Source organism: Photobacterium sp. WH24, assembly GCF_019204055.1.
Taxonomy (GTDB): domain Bacteria; phylum Pseudomonadota; class Gammaproteobacteria; order Enterobacterales; family Vibrionaceae; genus Photobacterium; species Photobacterium arenosum.
In genome coordinates this window covers 1-18322 of sequence record NZ_JAGSOZ010000025.1, presented here as the reverse complement: position 1 = coordinate 18322, position 18322 = coordinate 1, and the positions used below count along the sequence as shown (strand labels likewise).

At 50.9% G+C, this 18322-nt stretch carries 16 protein-coding genes and 1 pseudogene; 11 read left to right on the top strand and 6 right to left on the bottom strand.

All coding sequences use genetic code 11. The features are described from left to right. The gene (locus KCG43_RS20000) at positions 1 to 981 is read right to left on the bottom strand and encodes a tripartite tricarboxylate transporter substrate binding protein (protein ID WP_192014407.1); all 981 of its coding nucleotides are present in this window, start codon (positions 979 to 981) and stop codon (positions 1 to 3) included. 268 nt (positions 982 to 1249) lie between these two features. On the opposite strand from KCG43_RS20000, the gene KCG43_RS19995 reads away from it, so the two are divergent. Both KCG43_RS19995 and KCG43_RS19990 read left to right on the top strand, forming a co-directional pair. After that, complete coding sequence (locus KCG43_RS19995; protein WP_225445006.1) at positions 1250 to 2911, top strand: sensor histidine kinase; 1662 nt, start codon at positions 1250 to 1252, stop codon at positions 2909 to 2911. Beyond that, positions 2908 to 3618 (top strand): response regulator, encoded by a 711-nt coding sequence (locus tag KCG43_RS19990; protein WP_218387155.1) that lies wholly within the window; start codon positions 2908 to 2910, stop codon positions 3616 to 3618. Before KCG43_RS19995 ends, KCG43_RS19990 begins: the two co-directional genes overlap by 4 nt. Positions 3619 to 3673: 55 nt before the next feature. On the opposite strand, the gene KCG43_RS19985 is transcribed toward KCG43_RS19990, so the two are convergent. After that, entirely contained in the window at positions 3674 to 4426 is a 753-nt protein-coding gene (locus KCG43_RS19985; RefSeq protein WP_192014411.1) for an SDR family oxidoreductase, read from the bottom strand. Between the two features lie 359 nt (positions 4427 to 4785). Here KCG43_RS19985 and KCG43_RS19980 point away from each other — a divergent pair, with 359 nt between their 5' ends. The 9 genes from KCG43_RS19980 to arsJ all read left to right on the top strand — a co-directional run bounded on the left by KCG43_RS19980 (position 4786) and on the right by arsJ (position 15762). Beyond that, a complete protein-coding gene (locus KCG43_RS19980; protein ID WP_218387153.1) occupies positions 4786 to 5184 on the top strand; it encodes a hypothetical protein in 399 nt (132 codons plus the stop codon). Between the two features lie 35 nt (positions 5185 to 5219). After that, positions 5220 to 5711 carry a copper chaperone PCu(A)C gene (locus KCG43_RS19975; RefSeq protein WP_218387151.1) on the top strand — a complete coding sequence of 164 codons (492 nt, stop codon included), beginning with the start codon at positions 5220 to 5222 and terminating at the stop codon, positions 5709 to 5711. Positions 5712 to 6046: 335 nt separating this feature from the next. Continuing rightward, a complete protein-coding gene (locus KCG43_RS19970; RefSeq protein ID WP_218387150.1) occupies positions 6047 to 7087 on the top strand; it encodes an OmpA family protein in 1041 nt (346 codons plus the stop codon). After that, positions 7084 to 9417, top strand: coding sequence for an Ig-like domain-containing protein (locus KCG43_RS19965; protein ID WP_218387149.1), 2334 nt, complete (start codon positions 7084 to 7086; stop codon positions 9415 to 9417). Before KCG43_RS19970 ends, KCG43_RS19965 begins: the two co-directional genes overlap by 4 nt. Positions 9418 to 10040: 623 nt before the next feature. Beyond that, positions 10041 to 12380, top strand: coding sequence for an Ig-like domain-containing protein (locus KCG43_RS19960; RefSeq protein ID WP_218387148.1), 2340 nt, complete (start codon positions 10041 to 10043; stop codon positions 12378 to 12380). A gap of 193 nt (positions 12381 to 12573) precedes the next feature. Continuing rightward, positions 12574 to 12915, top strand: coding sequence for a helix-turn-helix transcriptional regulator (locus KCG43_RS19955; RefSeq protein WP_192014425.1), 342 nt, complete (start codon positions 12574 to 12576; stop codon positions 12913 to 12915). A 17-nt stretch (positions 12916 to 12932) separates the two neighbouring features. After that, complete coding sequence (locus KCG43_RS19950; RefSeq protein ID WP_218387147.1) at positions 12933 to 13934, top strand: ArsJ-associated glyceraldehyde-3-phosphate dehydrogenase; 1002 nt, start codon at positions 12933 to 12935, stop codon at positions 13932 to 13934. Positions 13935 to 13947: 13 nt separating this feature from the next. Further along, positions 13948 to 14445 carry a cyclin-dependent kinase inhibitor 3 family protein gene (locus KCG43_RS19945; RefSeq protein ID WP_218387146.1) on the top strand — a complete coding sequence of 166 codons (498 nt, stop codon included), beginning with the start codon at positions 13948 to 13950 and terminating at the stop codon, positions 14443 to 14445. 81 nt (positions 14446 to 14526) lie between these two features. After that, entirely contained in the window at positions 14527 to 15762 is a 1236-nt protein-coding gene (arsJ, locus tag KCG43_RS19940) for an organoarsenical effux MFS transporter ArsJ (protein WP_192014431.1), read from the top strand. Between the two features lie 29 nt (positions 15763 to 15791). Here arsJ and KCG43_RS19935 read toward each other — a convergent pair. The 4 genes and pseudogenes from KCG43_RS19935 to KCG43_RS19920 all read right to left on the bottom strand — a co-directional run. Continuing rightward, a pseudogene (locus KCG43_RS19935) lies at positions 15792 to 15887 on the bottom strand (sulfurtransferase); the annotation flags it as partial. Positions 15888 to 15941: 54 nt separating this feature from the next. Beyond that, the gene (locus KCG43_RS19930; RefSeq protein ID WP_255558113.1) at positions 15942 to 16589 is read right to left on the bottom strand and encodes a hypothetical protein; all 648 of its coding nucleotides are present in this window, start codon (positions 16587 to 16589) and stop codon (positions 15942 to 15944) included. 44 nt (positions 16590 to 16633) lie between these two features. Then, positions 16634 to 17272 carry a hypothetical protein gene (locus tag KCG43_RS19925; protein ID WP_218387145.1) on the bottom strand — a complete coding sequence of 213 codons (639 nt, stop codon included), beginning with the start codon at positions 17270 to 17272 and terminating at the stop codon, positions 16634 to 16636. Continuing rightward, on the bottom strand, positions 17238 to 18322 hold a 1085-nt coding region (locus KCG43_RS19920; RefSeq protein WP_218387143.1), incomplete at its 5' end, for a DUF2235 domain-containing protein. The genes KCG43_RS19920 and KCG43_RS19925, both read right to left, overlap by 35 nt.

The following is an 18322-nucleotide window of genomic DNA, read 5'->3' as shown; positions in this document are numbered from 1 at the left end:
TTACTTCAGGAAGCCCAGTTCACGCATCAGATCGCCGATTTCTTTTTCCTGCTGTGACAGGAAGGCAACGAACTCTTTACGAGGCTTGTAGATTTCAGTCCAGCCGTAACGGTCACGCACGGTTTTCCACTGCTCTGTGTTGTACATCTCGCCCAGTACCTCAGCAAACTCATCCGCTTTTTCATCGCTGAGACCCGGTGCGGCAAAGAATCCACGCCAGTTCACGAAGGTTGCGTTATAGCCAAGCTCCTGCAGAGTCGGTACTTCCGGCGCTGAAGGAGAACGTTGATCACCTGTCATCGCCAGGATGCGGATTTCACCGGCATCTGCCAGCGTCAGGGCTTCACTCAGGCCCGTTGAAAGCAGTGTGGTTTCGCCAGACAGCAAACCGGCCATGGCTTTACCACCAGCATCATACGCGAGGTACTTCAGACGGCGCGGCTCACCACCACCGGCTTTGAACGCCAGTGCGGCAACGAGGTGATCCATGCTGCCGCGTGCAGAGCCGCCCGCCACTGTGATACTGCTGGGATCTTTTTTGTAATCGTTCACTATGTCAGTGAAGCTGGTGTATTTAGATTTAGCCGGCACCACAAATGCAGCGTAGTCACCCACAGTGGCGGCTACCGGGGTCAGATCACGGAATGACTGAGGGAAAACTTTAGACAGTGAGCGAATCACAATAGGGGTAGAGTTAACCATCAGAGTGTCTGTGGATTGCTCGGCGGTTTTAATCAGGTACGCAATGGCTTTACCGCCGCCGCCACCAGACATGTTCTCGTAAGAAATGGTGTCAACCAGATCAGATTTTTTCAATACTTCACCGGTACCGCGTGCTGTGCTGTCCCAACCGCCACCAGCACCGCCAGGTACCAGAAAGTGAATGGAATCAACTTTAGCCTGAGCACTGACACTCAATGCAGAAGCCATGATTGCAGCAAGTACGGAGACACGTTTGCGGGTAATTAACTGAGTAAGCATACCTTTTCCTCGTTATTAGATTGGGGTCCATCGCCCGACCTGATTTACCGCTATGGCTCAAACTTATTGTCTGCCTGCGGCTTCAGGTTCTGTTATTGCTTAACTACTAAGTCAAGGTATGCCACGTTCAGAAACATGAAAAGATTGTAAAAATAATGTGAATATCGGGCGTAAAATGCATTAAGTTCATATTGTTCACAGCATTTCGGTGCCACTGACGGTACACTGTTTCACAGATGTTACAAAGGTAGATGGAACACCTTCTCACATGACTAAGTTGTTGTCTTTGCGTCATTTTCGACTCAAAACCCGGATGGTCTTAATCCTGGGTTTTATCGCGATCCTGCAAGCGGGAGCGCTCGGCCACTTTACTATTCGCTATCTCGACAGTGTGTTACATGAACAAATTGGCCAGCAGGCGATACGGGTAGCGAAAACCATTGCAGCCTCACCCGATGTGATTCGCGCCGTATCAGACAGAGACACCGCATTTTTGCAGCCACTGAGCCTGAAAATGGCCCAGGCCGCCCAGGCAAGGTTTGTTGTTATTGGCGACAGCCAGGGCATTCGGCTTGCCCACCTCAACCCGCAGCGTATCGGCAAATCTATGTCGGATGACGACAGTGACGATAACAGCCAGGCGCTGATTAACGGCCAGGCGTATGTCGCACTGGATCAAGGCAGTATCGGCTGGTCAATGCGTGGCAAAGCCCCTATTTTCAGCACAGATGGTGCTCAGATCATCGGCATAGTTTCAGTTGGCTATTTGCTGACCGAAGTCGATGCCATTGTCAGCCGTCATCAGCTTTCCATGATTGTTGCCAGTACGCTGGCCTTTCTGTTCAGCGTGATCATGGCACTCTGGTTTGCCAATCATTTCCGCAAAGCCATTTTTGATTTGGAGCCTGAGCAGATTGGCCGGCTGTTTCATGAACGCAATGCCACGCTTGAAACCGTGCGTGAAGGCATAGTGGCCATTAATCAGCACGGTATCATCACCACCTTTAACCATGCCGCCATCAAAACATTGCAATTGCCGGCTGACGAAAAATACATTGGCCGTCATATTCATGATGTGTTACCCGACAACGGAATGCTGGATGTACTGGAAAGCGGCGAGCACCATTTTGACCAGGAAATCTGGCTGCATGACCGCAACCTGATCGCCAACCGTTTTCCCATGGTGCAGGACGGTGAAGTCACAGGGGTGGTATCCAGCTTCCGGCTGAAAAATGAAGTCGATCTGGTCAGCCGTAAACTGACCCGTATTCAGCAATATGCCGATAGCCTGCGCAGCCAGTCCCATGAGTACAATAATAAGCTGCACACCATAGCCGGTCTGATTCAGATTGGTGCGGTTGAACAGGCGCTGAAGGTAATCGGGCAGGAAACATCCAGTCATCAGAGTTTTATTCAGACCATAATGAAAGCAACCTCAGACAGCATTCTGGCCGGGTGCCTGCTCGGTAAATACAACAGGGCCAGAGAACTGAACCTGGAACTGGCCATTGACGACGACAGCCAGATGTCGGACATACCGGCCTCTCTGCCCCGCGAGCAATTAGTCAGCATACTGGGTAACTTAATAGACAATGCGCTGGAAGCAACGCTCAGGCACCATGGCTCGGGCGGTATGGTACTGCTCAGCATGAGTGACTTAGGTAAAGAGCTGATTTTCGAGGTCAATGATCAGGGGCCTGGCATTGCCGAAGGGGAACAAGATAAAATTTTTACCCGTGGTTACACCACCAAGGACGTTGAAGGACACGGCATCGGACTGCATTTAGTCAAACAACTGACAGAACATCTCGGCGGCATCATTACCGTCGAACCCGCTGAACCTTCCGGCAGTCGTTTTACTGTGTACATTCCCAAATCACTGCGTCGTTCAGACAATGCAACAAAACATGGACAAGAGGAACAACAATGACAGCACCCATTACTGTCGTCATTGCAGAAGATGATCCGCAAAATGCGGAAATACAGCGCCGGTTCGTCGAAAAAACACCGGGCTTTCAGGTTGTAGGCATAGCCCATGGCCTGGATGAAGCCAGGGATTTGATTGACGTGTTCCAGCCTCAGTTACTGTTATTGGATAATCAGTTCCCGACCGGAACCGGGCTGGAACTGCTCAGGGAACTGCGTGCTGAAAGCTGCCATACCGACGTGATTCTGGTGACGGCGGCCACTGAAGTCGATACCCTGCGCACCGCGATGCGCAGCGGGATATTTGATTACATTTTAAAACCTGTGGTGTTTGAAAGACTGCAGTCGGCGTTATTCAATTTCAGCGCTCACCTGGACAAGTTGTCTGACATGCACTCGCTGGTGCAAAGCGATGTCGATGGTTTGCTGCAGCCCACCTCTGCCACTGATCAGCCCGCGCCGCAAACGCCGCCAGCCACGGCCTCACGGTTGCCGAAAGGTATTGATGGCCTGACGCTGGATAAAATCCGCAGCGTATTCACCGATCCGAACATTAATCTCAACGCCGAGCAGGTGGGTCAGGAAATTGGGGCCAGCAGAACCACTGCCCGTCGATACCTTGAGTATCTGGTCAGTACCGATGAGCTGAGTGCCGAAGTCTCTTACGGCAGCGTCGGCCGGCCGGAGCGAAAGTACCGCAGTCAGGCATAGCTGCTGGCTGCGGCCAGCCCTGCCGATGACGGATATAAGCCGATCTTGACTGTGTTTAACGGCCACCCGCCAGATCGATAAAAGATCCGGTCGAATAAGACGCCTGATCCGACAATAACCAGCAGATCGCTTCTGATACTTCTTCGGCAGTGCCGCCGCGCTGCATAGGTATCGCTGATTTCAGCCGTTCAATCCGATTCGGTTCACCACCTGAGGCGTGCATGTCGGTATAAATGAAGCCGGGACGAACGCCGTTGACACGAATGCCTTCACTGGCCACTTCCAGTGACAGGCCGCGGGTCATGGTATCCATCGCCCCTTTCGAGGCTGCATAATCGACATATTCAAAGGGCGCGCCGGTGCGGGAAGCCGCCGAAGAGACATTGACAATCGAGCCGCCCTGGCCGCCTTGCGAATAAGCCATGCGCCGGATCGCTTCCCGGCAGCATAAAAAGCAACTGGTGACATTGGTGTGCATCACGGCATTGATTCGCTCTGCTGTCATGTGTAACACCGGCATCTGTTGCATCAAAATACCGGCGTTATTCACCAGTCCGGTTATCGGCCCCAGTTCATTATCCAGTGTGGCAAACAGCCGCAGCACCTCCTGTTCCTGAGACACATCCGCCTGTATAGCAATGGCGTTCACGCCATATTTACGCGCCCGATGCACAATCTGCTCTGCCGCTTCGTGCTCAGAACGATAATTCACGCAGACACTCACTCCCTGAGAGGCCAGCTGAATCGCTGTAGCCGCGCCAATTCCCCGGCTGGATCCGGTAATCAATACTACCCGCTCTTTTGGCATCTCCGATTCCTTTTCATTCCATAGTTATTGATGAGGTTCAGTGCTCAAGACCGCGGCATTCGCAAGACCGGCGGGGAGGACAACATCCTGATAATCGTCCAGAATAGCAACCTTCATTCCTTTGCCTCCGGTGGGTAAGTGCCGATATTCAAGCACTCTTCTCATGAAAAAACAACCTGATACTCAAGACGCTGGTGGCCGGATGAACACACAGAAAACCTGTGTTCAGTCTGATTTTTTCAAGCACTTACCGGTAATCTGTTACCGAATGTTATTCTCATCTGCTATGATTTCAGCTTCTCAGAATCAGACAAAACACCATGACCACAACTTTTACTTCAACCCGCAATCGCGCTGGAATGATAACTATCGTTCTGGCGTCATTGCTATGGCTGAATGTGTTGTCGGCTGTCGTGGTGATCAATCCGGCTTTTCACCAGGGTACTCCGAGCGGCTTGACCGGGGATAAAATCCTGATCTGTACAGTGCATGGCCTGCAATGGGTATCAGTCGCCGATCTGGTTAATCAGCATGACGGGTCGTCGCATGCACAATGGCAAAATCACTGCCCGCTGCTCACGCCATTACAGCCCATCCATTACGACACCAGTCATATTCAACCGCTTATTCTGGCATTCGTTGCGATTTTTTCCGGCCTGCGCCGTATGTTCTGGCTCAGTGCTAACAACAAACTGTATGAACTGTTTGGGCCAAAACACTCTCCTCCACCGATAAGCACATCATCACATCCCGTTTAACATTTTTGATTGCTTAATACCCATTGGAGAACACAATGAAACCATTACACGCTTTGCTGCTGGCCGCTTCCGTCTTCACCTCCGGCCTGGCAACGGCCCACGAATTTGAGTCTGGCGAGCTGCACATTGATCATCCCTGGTCTAAAGAAGTCCCGCCTATGTCTTCGGTTGCCGCCGCTTTTTTCTCAATTGATAACCACGGTGATCAGGCGGATGTCCTGTTGCGGGCGGAATCGCCCATTGCTGATAAAGTCGAACTTCATGAACATGCGCACGAAAACGGCATGATGAAGATGCGCAAAGTAGACGACATTCAGATCCCTGCCCATGACACTCAAATGCTAAAGCCCGGTGGCTACCACATTATGATGTTTAACCTGACATCAGTACCTAAGCTGGGGGATAGTTTCCCGCTGACACTTTATTTTCAGAACGCCGGTAAAGTGGAAGTGAAAGTGAAGGTAGAAAAAGCCGACTACATGATGAACACCGGACAAAACATGGATCACGGCAACATGGACCACTAAAGTTTGAACCACGACAGCATGCATTGATCTGTCATCAAACAACAAGACCGTCTACACCTCGCTGGTTTATCTGGCGGGGTGTTTTTGTTTCTGCGCCCGGACACGTTTCGGCACACACGCATAAATCATTCCAGAAGCCCGATTTGTCTCCTCTCCCAGCCAAAGTGAACAACTAAGACTAAAAAACCATCTCATCAAATAGAGTTAACTGTGCAACTTATTTCGCAAACCTGTGATCTTTGTACTAATTTGACTTTAAGCATACCTGGATGACAAGAAGTTCCTAAGCTGGGTAGCTCTTTATAGCGTTTTCAAGGATTGAGGATGGATCGGTAATGAATCAAAGCACAACGTTTTCCCTTTCATGTCTTGTACTAAGCACTTTATGTATCTCTCTCGCCAATGCCTCTGAGCACCGCGTCGGACTCCGCGCCAATTACACTTTTGCTGATGATGCCTGCGAAAGCCATAACATCAGCTGTGATGACGACGCGCCAGGCGCGGGAATTTTCTATAACTACGCCTGGACTCCACGCTGGGAGCTGGAAGTTGCCTACGACTATTACGGCCAGTTTGATGCCACTTATCCGGCTCTGGATGACCCTTCCGTTGGCGCCGATTATGAAGGTGATGTGTTAGGGCTGTCAGCCTCTCTGGGCTATCGTTATCCGGTATCGGATGTGGTGTCTGTGGTGGGTAAAGCCGGCGTGATGGCCTGGCATGTTTCCAGCGATGGTAAAGAAATTGCCGGTACTGTATCTAACGACGAAGATGGATTCTCCCCCATTGTCGGTGTCGGCGTTGACTGGGACTTTACACCGCGCTGGCGAACCGGACTCAGCTATCAGTTTGCCAATAATGTCGGCGACGATGGTACGGCTGGTGCCGATCTCCATACCCTGATGCTGGGTATCAGCTACCGGTTTTCAGGTAATGACCCGCAACCTGTCGCAGTTGTTGAACCTGAGCCAGAACCCGCTCCGCCGCCTGCCACTCAGGAAGCCTTTACACTCCAGGTGGATGGTGCTCAGTCCAATGCGATCTTCGAATTCAATTCTGCCAAGCTTCGTCCTGATATGACTTCCGCGTTCCAACCGATGCTGAATCACCTGAATCAGTATCCGGAAGCCATGTTGCGCGTTGAAACCCATACCGACGATGTTGGCTCGGAAGACTACAACATGAAGTTGTCTGAACGCAGGGCGCAAAGTGTTGTGCAGTATTTTGAACAACAGGGTATTACCCCTGACCGTATCAGCTACGAAGCGTTTGGCGAAACCAAGCCGCTGGTCAGTAATGACACCCCGGCTAACCGTGCTATGAACCGACGCGTAGTGCTGACTTCTCCTCAGTTTACAAGGAAGGCAACCCAATGAAGAACAACATTAGCCGGTACTTAACACTATGGCTGGGTATTTTTCTCATGACGCTGACTCTGGCAGGTTGCGGCGGAGAAAGTAGCGGTCTGCCCAGCCAGAAAGACAACGACGGCAGCGCCGTAGATAAGGGCGGTAAAACCGTTCGTAATCTCGAAATCATCCCCAGCGCGAACACAGCAGAAGCTGGCAGCTCCCTTAGCTTTACCGTGAATGCCATTTACGCGAACAAAGATAAAAAAGATGTCACTCAGGACGCGCAATGTACCAGCAGTGATGAATCAGTTGCCACCGTCAGTGACAAAGGCGTGATCCAGGCCATTGCGGCAGGCGAAGCCACCATTTCCTGCAGCTATGCCGGTGTGAGTGGCGGCGGAGTTGTGATTACGGTAACAGGCGGCCATACGGTCAGCCAGTTGCAAATCACTCCCGGACAGGTGTCAGCAGCCGCAGGAACACAGGTGCAGTTTACCGCGCTGGCATACTATCACGATGGCAGCCGTGAAGATGTCACCAGCCAGACAATCTGGAATACGACAGATGCCAGTACCGTTGAGCTAAGCACCGACGGTATAGCCTCCGCCAAGGCATCAGGAACCGCCACTGTTACCGGGCAATTTGAAGGCGTCAGCAGTAATCAGGCGACGATGACGGTAACAGCAGCGACACTGAGTTCCGTGCATCTCTCACCCGCCACGGCGTCTTTGGTCACTGGCACACAACAGCAGTTTACTGCCACTGGCCTGTTCTCCGATGGTTCGACACAAGACTTAACCCCTCAGGTCACCTGGGACAGCGACAATACCGCGGCGGCGACCATCTCAGCATCAGGGCTGGCGGAAGCCATTGCTGCAGGAACGGCCAACATTACCGCCAGTTTCAATGGCACAACCAGCGCTCCTGTAAATCTCACCGTTACGGATACGACAGTTAATTCAGTGCAAGTCACACCTGCTAACCTGAGTCTGGCCAAGGGCACCAGCCATGCCTATGCGGCCATAGCGCATTTTAATAACGGCACCTCGCAGGATGTCAGTGCGCAAGCGACATGGAACAGTACCGATACCGCTGTGGCGACCGTTTCCACTACGGGTGTGGTCAGTGCTCTCGCGACGGGGTCTGCCGCTATCTCTGCCAACTTTGGCGGAACAGGCAGCAATAACGCGAGTCTGGAAGTGACGGCAGCAACCGTGTCGTCTATCTCAGTTGAACCAGAGACGGCCAGTATTGCTAACGGCACCACCCAGCAATTTACCGCCACCGCCAAGTTCTCCGACGGCAGCACCCTGGATGTGACCGATCAGGTAAACTGGAAAAGCGGCGATACCAGTGTTGCGACCCTGTCTGCAACGGGTTTAGCCCACGGTCTGGGTGAAGGCAATACAGTCGTTACCGCCCATTATCAGGGGGTCAACAGTGCCGACATTCCACTCTCAGTCACGCCAGCGACCGTCAGCGCCATTGCTGTGACTCCCAACGCTCCAAGCATAGCCAATGGTACAACGCAGCAGTTCACTGCCACGGCAACCTTTTCCGATACCAGCACGCAGGATGTTACCCATCTGGTCAGTTGGGTCAGCTCGGACACGGGTGTCGCCAGCATCAATACCTCAGGTCTGGCGCAATCGCTGGCAATGGGGACGACAGAAATTACTGCCAGATATCAGGAGCAAACCAGTCCGGGCGTGACCCTGAATGTCACCGCAGCAACGGTAACTTCACTCGCAATCACCCCGCTCAATGCGACTATCGCCAACGGCCTGACCCAGGAATTTACTGCTATTGCGAGCTTTACTAGTGGTCCAGATCAGGATGTCACTGATCTGGTGAGCTGGCACAGCAGTCATACCAGTGTCGCGACTATCACAACAGACGGTCTGGCACAGGGCGTATCCGTTGGGTCGGCAACCATTACTGCAAATTATGGGGGCAGTTCAGCGGACACAACCCTGACGATTGGTCCTGCAGTACTGTCGCGGGTTCGGATAGAGTCGGATCACTCAGGCAGTCTGGCCGTTGAGTTGCTTGGTTCAGACATTTTCACTGTCTCAACCCACGCCTACTATTCTGACGGCTCCAAGGTACTGGTTGATAATAGCAGCGTGACCTATCACGTCTCCGCAGCGTCATTGCTGGCGGTCAGCACAGAGGGTGCCGTCAAATTACTGGCAGGCGTATTGTCTGATGTACTGATTACTTCCACCGCCGATATATCAGGCACCGATGTTGATAGTGAAAATGCCATCAATATCAGTTGCCTGGCAACCGTACCCGGAGTGCTGTCTGTTTGCACCATCAACTCTGTCGAGAAAAGCGATTTAGAAATGTAACACCACTGCAACCATTAGCCCGCTGGCCACAGCGGGCTTTTTCATCAACTGCACCTTCTCATCTGAATCATCAGGAGCAGCAATAGCTGCCCCACTTTTGACACTCAGGGTTTCCTGCTAATTCGTCACTTCCCGCGAAAAGCAGCCAGACCAATGTAAATTACCACCGATAGAATTCCCCATGAGAATACATGCCCCCTAAAGAAGCAAAAAATATATGCAATTAATTTAGTAAGATTACCATCCTTGTACTAGTTTGGCTTTAAACAGCTTTGAATAAAAAAATCACCCATAAAAGTAATTATCTCAAGGATTGATGAAGTTGATTGTTCACTGATTGTCGTGAGCAGCCAGGCAAAAACAATGCTGCCAGAATCCGGAATTCTTGCTCTGCGGTGACAGTTGTATCGCGATGTCGGAGCGGATACATGCAACAGACAGCTCTCATGACATAGAGCCAAAAGTGTTGTGCAGTACATTGAAAGCACAGGGAAACCCCCTGAAAAAGTCAGCTACAAAGCGATTGGGGAAGCGATGTCTCTGGCCGGAAATCGTCCAGGGCACGTGCTATGAACCCTCGTGTAGTAACTGACACTACCCACAATTACAAGGAAGGCAATCTAATGCGAAACGACATTTGCCAATACGTCAAAAAATGGCTGGGATATTTACTCATGGCACTGGTACTCGCCTTAGCCGGCTGTGGCGGTGATGAAAGCGCTACATCCGGTCAGGAAAGCAGAACGGCCAAACACAGTGTTGAAAACGGAAAAAATGATTTCAGCACATTAGCTATTATCCCCAGCGCTGATTCAGTAGAAGTAGGCCACTCACTGAGTTTTATGGTCAAAGCGACTAACAGTTCTGGTGTGGCACACGATGTCACGACTCAGGCAACCTGCGTCAGTAGCCAAACTGCAGTAGCGACAATTAGCACCAGCGGTGTTATCCAGGCAGTTGCAACGGGAGAAACATCGATATCCTGTGATGTCGGCGAGTTAAGTGCAGGAGGCATCGTAATTCGTGTGTCCGGTAAACACTCTGTCAGCCAGCTCCAAATTACACCAGGGGTGACATCGGTAGCGAAAGGGACTCACGTTCAATACACCGCATTAGCTTTCTATCATGACGGGACCCGAAAGGATGTCACTGATCAGGTCGTCTGGAGCAGCAGTGCATCAGGTACCGCCAGTGTTGACAGCAACGGACTGGTTATCGCGCAAGCTGCAGGGAATACGGTAATTACCGGTGTATTTGATGGTATCACCAGCAACAGCGCTGATCTGACAGTCACCGATGCATCTTTGGTCTCCCTCGACATCACAACTTCTGGCCTTTCTCTGGCAATCGGTACAGAGCAGCAACTGACCGTTATTGGTCACTACACGGACGGAACAACGCAAAACCTGACGGCTCAGGTGGCTTGGAATAGTGATGACCTGCTTCTGGCGACAGTCTCAGATACCGGTCTGCTCATTACCTTGTTAAACGGTACAGTGACGATTTCAGCGAGCCTGGGTGACGTAACCAGTGACGGCATACTGGTTACCATTAAACCTGCAGTTATGAACGGTTTGCAAATCACCCCGGGAAACATCAACCTGCCGGAAGGCACATCACATCCTCTGACTGCCATTGCTTCTTTCTCTGATGGTACAACACAGAATGTGACGAATCTGGTGAACTGGGCCAGCAGTGATACCGCCGTCGCCAATGTTATGCTTACTGGCTCAGTCCATGCTTTGGCAGAAGGTACTGCCGTTATTTCTGCCAACCTGCAAGGTATAGAGAGTAACCACGCCAGCGTTACTGTTTCTGCGGCAAGCGTATTATCGATCTCGGTTGATCCGCTGCTGACCACGATTGCAAACGGCACCACTCAACAGTTAAAAGCCACAGCGTTATTCTCAGATGGCAGTCTGGTCGACATCACCGCGCAGGCCAACTGGCTCAGTGGTGACACGAGCATAGCAACTGTTTCTACCGACGGTCTTGTTCAGGGGATCGCTGAAGGAAGTACTGTGATTTCAGCACACCTGCAAGGTACAGTAAGCAACGAGCACTCATTAACTGTCACTTCAGCACTCCTTACTGAGCTGAGCATTACACCAGTGACAACGAGCATTGCCAAAGGTACAGCTCAGTTATTCAATGCCATTGCGACCTTCTCTGACGGTACAACACAAGATGTCACGAACCTGGTCAGCTGGGCCAGTAGCAATACTCAGGTCGCTATCATTGATGCCAAAGGCCGTGCTCAAGCACTGTCTCAAGGGGCAACCAACATAGTGGCTCAATACCTGGCAACCCAAAGCCTCTCGGTTACTCTGACAGTAACAGCAGAAACCATGACTTCCCTGAACATCACGCCTGCGATACTCAATCTGGCAAACGGTTTGGATCAACAGTTACAAGCTGTCGCTACCTTTACTGATGGATCCACCCAGGATGTGACTGATTTGGTCAGTTGGCTCAGTAGCAACACTGCTGTTGCAACTGTCAATTCAGGCATGGTGCAAGGTATTTCTGAAGGTGCTGCGACAGTTTCAGGACGATATGAAGGCTTCGAAGGCACCGCAGATCTCAATGTAACCGCGGCTGCACTGGATCGCGTTCGGGTAGAATCTGATCACATGGGTGAGCTGGCCATTCAATTACTCGGTTCGAGTATCTTTAATGTGACTACCAACGCTTACTATACCGACGGTACCCGTATAGTTATTGATAACAGCCTGGTGACTTATCACTCAACTGAAACATCATTGCTTACGGTTAACACTGAAGGTCTAGTGACATTGAAAGCTGGTGTGCTTACCAATGAGCGCATTTCCTCAGTGGTGAATTTCTCCGGTACAATGGTCAACAGTGAAAATACTATCAATGTGAACTGTCTGGCAGCCTTGCCACCTCTGGCATCGATTTGTACGATTGGCTCAATCGAGCAGCCTGCTTCAGGTCACTAAGCCTGCATGCGGCCCATTGATACTGGGCCGCATTCTTTCCCTTCATCTCCTGCCTTCAGGGCATTGCAAACTCAATTCAGAACGGCAACTGCGTTTTCTTCCAATATGAAAATTTTATGACAATGACGTCACAGGGATTGACCAAACACTTCAGCAGACTAATATATACGGAAATTCGAATATGGTTATAAGCATGCTACCACATCAATTTTTTAAACTGCTGGCAGATGAAACCCGTGTGCGTTGCTTACGGTTAATCGTGAAAGAGCAATGTCTGTGTGTGGCCGAGCTGACCGAAGCACTGCAGGTCAGCCAGCCGAAAATGTCTCGCCATCTGGCTGTGATGCGCGCCAGCGGGCTATTGGTTGATGTCCGGCAGGGGCAATGGGTGTTCTACCGGTTAACCGAAGAACTGCCCGGCTGGATGCGTAAGCAAATTTACGGACTGGTGGATTCGAACTGCTTAGAGCAGGAATACCAACAGGACAGTGAACGACTCATGGTAATGAAACAACGACCCGTTTGTTGCCAATAATGTAGGAAAAGTTAACTATGACAATCAAAGTAGGTATCAATGGTTTTGGCCGCATTGGCCGTCTGGCACTGCGCGCAGCGTTTGACTGGCCAGAACTGGAGTTTGTGCAGATTAACGATGTTGCCGGTGATGCTGCAACGCTGGCCCACCTGCTGGAATTCGATTCCGTGCAGGGACGCTGGCACCATGAAGTGAAAGCGGAAGGCAGCCACATTGTCATCAATGGCAAAGCCATTGTTGCCACACAAGAAAAAGACATTAATGCCGTTGACTGGTCAGGTTGTGACGTGGTGATTGAAGCCACAGGCAAACATCGCAAAACCGAGTTCCTGAATCAGTATCTGGCGCAGGGTGTGCAGCGTGTTGTCGTGTCAGCACCGGTGAAAGAAGAAGGCATCGCCAATATCGTGGTGGGCGTTAACGATTATATCTTTAATCCTGAGCAGCACCGTATTGTCACGGCAGCGTCCTGCACCACCAACTGTATTGCGCCTGTGGTCAAAGTGATCCATGAAAAACTGGGTATTGAGCAGTCTTCATTTACCACCATTCATGATTTAACCAATACGCAAACCATTCTGGATGCACCGCATAAAGATCTTCGCCGCGCCCGTGCCTGCGGTATGAGCCTTATCCCTACCACCACAGGTTCAGCCTCGGCTATCGTGGAGATCTTCCCGGAACTGAAAGGCAAAATTAACGGCCATGCTGTGCGTGTCCCGCTGGCAAACGCGTCTTTAACTGACATCATTTTCGACGTCAAACGTGACACCACAGCCGAAGAAGTCAACCAACTGCTGAAAGAGGCTTCACAGGGTGAACTGCAAGGCATTTTGGGTTACGAAGATCGCCCGCTGGTTTCTATCGACTATAAAGGTGATCAGCGCTCAACCATAGTGGATGCTTTATCAACCATGGTAGTGGGTAAGCGCATGGTGAAAATCTATGCCTGGTATGACAACGAAATGGGTTATGCCACCCGCACTGCGGAACTGGTGCGTAAAGTGGGGCTGGCTTAAGGGAGTAATGACAATGACACATCCAACCTGGACTTTACCCGTAACCGATACCAGCGCACTGGTACTGACTCCCTGCCCCGGCACCAAAGGCGTTGCTCTGTCAGACAGCCTGGCCCAGCTGAAAGCACAAGGGGTACGCGCTGTCGTCACCGCCATCAATAAACAGGAAATGGCTGACAAAGAGGTCGCTGACTTGGGCCAGTTAGTTGAACAAGCTGGCATGCTGTGGGCATATACCCCGATCGAAGACGATGCCGCGCCTGATAGCGAATTTGCGGCACAATGGCAGGCAGTCAGCCCGCAATTGCATAAAATTATTGCAGAAGGCGGCAACATTGCTTTGCACTGTATGGGTGGCTCAGGCCGCACCGGTTTACTCGCCGCGCACCTGCTGCTGGAAATGGGCTGGCCGTTGTCACGCATTATTGAAGACGTCCAGGCGTTACGCCCGGGAGCCTTTACCAAATCGGTACAGGTCGATTACATCCGTCAGGTAGCGTCACAACCATAAACAGTGTTTCGCCGTTTCGCGCCTGTCTGTTTTGCATCGCAGCCAGCAGCCGAAACGGCGAACAATACGAGTGTCGTGTCTATGTTTGCTAAATATTTCTCACAATTCAGCCAGCCGGTTCGCCAGTATATGCTGGTGACCTTTAACTACTGGAATTTCACTGTCACTGACGGCGCGTTGCGCATGTTAGTCGTACTCTACTTTTACGAGCTGGGTTACTCCACCCTCGCCATCGCCTCCCTCTTTCTGTTCTATGAATTTTTCGGCGTAGTCACCAACCTGGTCGGGGGCTGGCTGGGTGCCAGACTGGGTCTGAACCGAACCATGAACATTGGCCTTGGCATGCAAATTGTTGCCCTGCTGATGCTGGCTGTACCCAATCCCATGCTGACGATTCCCTGGGTAATGGCCGCACAGGCAATGTCCGGGATCGCCAAAGATCTCAACAAAATGAGTGCCAAGAGCGCGATCAAAACCCTGGTGCCTGACAACAAACAAAGTGCTCTGTACCAGTGGGTTGCGCTGATGACGGGGTCAAAAAACACCCTGAAGGGCGCTGGCTTCTTCCTCGGCGGTCTGCTACTCAGCGTAATAGGGTTCCAGAATGCGGTGCTGACAATGGCGGGTGTGCTGACGCTGGTATTCGTCAGCAGTATCCTGACGCTGAAAGCCGACATGGGCAAAGCGAAAAATAAGCCCAAATTTGCCGAGATGTTCTCCAAATCCGAAAGCGTCAATATCCTTTCTGCTGCGCGTATGTTCCTGTTCGGGGCGCGAGACGTCTGGTTTGTGGTTGCGCTGCCTGTGTATCTCGGTTCCGTCTTTGGCTGGAATCACAGTGCTGTCGGTGGCTTCATGGCGGCCTGGGTAATGGCTTATGGCTTTGTGCAGGGCTTTGCACCAAAACTGACAGGAAAAGCACAAGGTAAAGTGCCAGACGGGCAAGCCGCCACACGCTGGGCACTGCTGCTGGCCATCATTACCGCAGGTATCGCTTACGGGGTGCAGATTCAATGGCAGCCGGAACTGGTGATCGTCGGTGGACTGATGCTCTTTGGCGCCATCTTTGCAATTAACTCGTCGCTGCACTCGTATCTGATTGTCAGCTATGCCAAAGACGATGGCGTATCACTGGATGTCGGCTTCTACTACATGGCCAATGCTATGGGTAGACTGATAGGCACAGTGCTGTCAGGCTGGATCTTCCAGATTGCAGGGCTGTCCGCCTGCCTGTGGGTCTCTTTCATCTTTTTGGTCCTCACCACCCTGATCTCCCTGAAACTGCCTAAGATTCAGGCTTACCAGATAGTGCCATAACCACCATAATCAGCAGCGAGCCGGCGACTTCAAACTACGGGTAAGTCGGCTCGCTGTCCCCACTCCGCCCAGGAACCATCATAAACCGACAGGTTTCTGTACCCGCACTGATAAGCTGCCAGCATCGGGCTGCTGAAATCCAACCGAATCTCAGTCTGAATGATTAGATCCTGATTGCATCACTTTTCCTCATACGGCGAACCGGGGAACGGGGTGTCGGATGATTCACCCTTGCCGTCAAACAACAGAACCACATCCGTGGAGTCCGCCAGCGAGCGAATGACCCAGCCATTCGGATCAGCATTTTCTCTAGGAGTGCAGTCTTTATATGTTTCAAAGCATTTCAGTGTATAAAACACTCTGACGCGCTCGCTATCAACAACCACCTGCATGACGCCTTGTCTGCGGGTATAGTTTGCATAATAGCGATTGAGTGTCTTAATTTTTTGTTCTGCCAATTGCGCGTCGATTGGCGTTGAAATTTTAAAAAATTTATCCCTGGTGTTTTCATCACGATCATACTTTACCCAGTAGCCTTCCAGATGCTGAGGTATACCCATACCGCCGATATCAGCACTGGCACCCGGATAACCGCTCACAGCACCATAGGCAAAACCGGCTCCGCCACCACTGGTGTCGCGAATGGTCATCAACCTGATACTGTGATAACCGGTTGTGCTGCCTGCATTGCCTATATTGGCAATACTTATCCTCTGGGGTGACTGGGGGGAACACCCTGACATCAGAAAAATCAGCGTCAGCAACAAAACGATGGTTTGACATTTCGTCATGATTAATGTTTTCAATTCAACTTTTGGAAAATGCATGATCAGATCCCCTATGCCTTAACGCATAGGGGGAACACATCAGATTATTTTTTATAATACGGCGAACCTGGAAACGGCGTATCTGAAGATTCACCCTTACCGTCAAATAACAAAACCACATCCGTTGAATCATGAGGGGCACGAACAACCCAGCCGTCGGAATTGGCATTATCTTTAGGTGTGCAGTTATCGTACGGTTCATGACATTTCAGCGTATAGAAAACTCTGACACGCTCGCTATCGACAACCACCTGCATGACCCCTTTCCTGCGGGTATAGTTTGCATAATAGTGATTGAGTGCTTGAATTTTTTTCTCTGCCAATTGCGCGTCAATTGGTGCAGAAATTTTATAATGGGCCTCAAAAGCATCACCACTGGCGGCTATTTTTGCCCAATAACCTTCGATGTGCTTAGGAATACCTATCCCCCCAATGTCAGCACTGGCCCCCGGATAGCCACTGACAGCGCCATAGGCAAACCCGGCACCGCCGCCACTGGTATCGCGAATGGTCATCAGTCCGATACCATGATAACCCGTTGTACTGCCTGCATTACCTATATTGGCAATACTTATCCTCTGGGGTGACTGGGGGGAGCATCCACTCACCAAAATTGTAAATACCGCCAATAAAATTACTAATGTTGTCCTAGCCATTACTAAAAACATTCCTTTCCAGTTCATCGTTCCGGTTACGTGTAGGATTATTGACAAGATATTCGTAGGCTGTACCGCAACCCGGATTAATCATGGCATCATGCGGGCGATGAATCCATTGATAACCATGTTGGTTCACCTCAGCAATCCAATGGGCTGGTGTGATTGCGCCTAATGGAAGATCCTTCAGACGATCCCAAAGCTTCAGGATATTGGGATCAGCATCGAAGTCTTCAGGTTTACGGTAGATCACTTCATTCCATTCAATGCCAGCCAACTCGGCCTGTTGTTTCATTCGTTCCTGCGTCAGGCCGGCAACTGCATTATTTACTGCTTGCAGCCGGTAGAAATATAACCTTGGCCCATCCGCTTTAACGATCCCGTATTGCCCATACTTTGAGAGGCAATGTTGACTCCAGGCCGACTCTTTTTCCCGGCAGAGATCTTCCATAAAAGATTCCGGTGTGCCAAGCGAGCTGTAACCAAATTTATTCCACTCAATCTCAGCCTGATAATACTCAGCGTCATAGGACTCGGTTTTAACCAGTTCACGGTTGAAGGTGGAATCCACTGGCATGCCATAACGTGAGGGTAAGCCTTGTTTATCATACTGCTGTTCAGATGAATATCCCCCGCCCACATCCGAATGTGCGCCAGGGAAGATCTCTTCAAAAAAATTGTCGGGTAACAGGCCGTGTGTTTTCAGCGTGGTCAGCGGGAAATTCTTCCGGTATTCGTGGTGTGCGCACAGTTGTACCACTTTTTGTGCACAGTCTGGTTTGAGTGACAGGATAAAGTTTCCTTCGTCATCATTTCCGGGTAAATAGAAAGAGCCGACGGTATCAAATAAACCAACAAAACGAAGACTCACCTGTCTTGTCTGATCGATTTCGTACCCCTGGGATGCATTGAAATATTCACCCGTTTCTGTTCCGAGCAGGTTGGGAACGATGCCACAGGGATTGCTATCAACACGACGCCGGGTGTAGTCCGGCAAGCCGGCAAGCGCGGCATTAACAAAATGTCTCGCCAGAGCAGCACCACGACTGAAGCCGAAAACATCGAACTCAATATGGG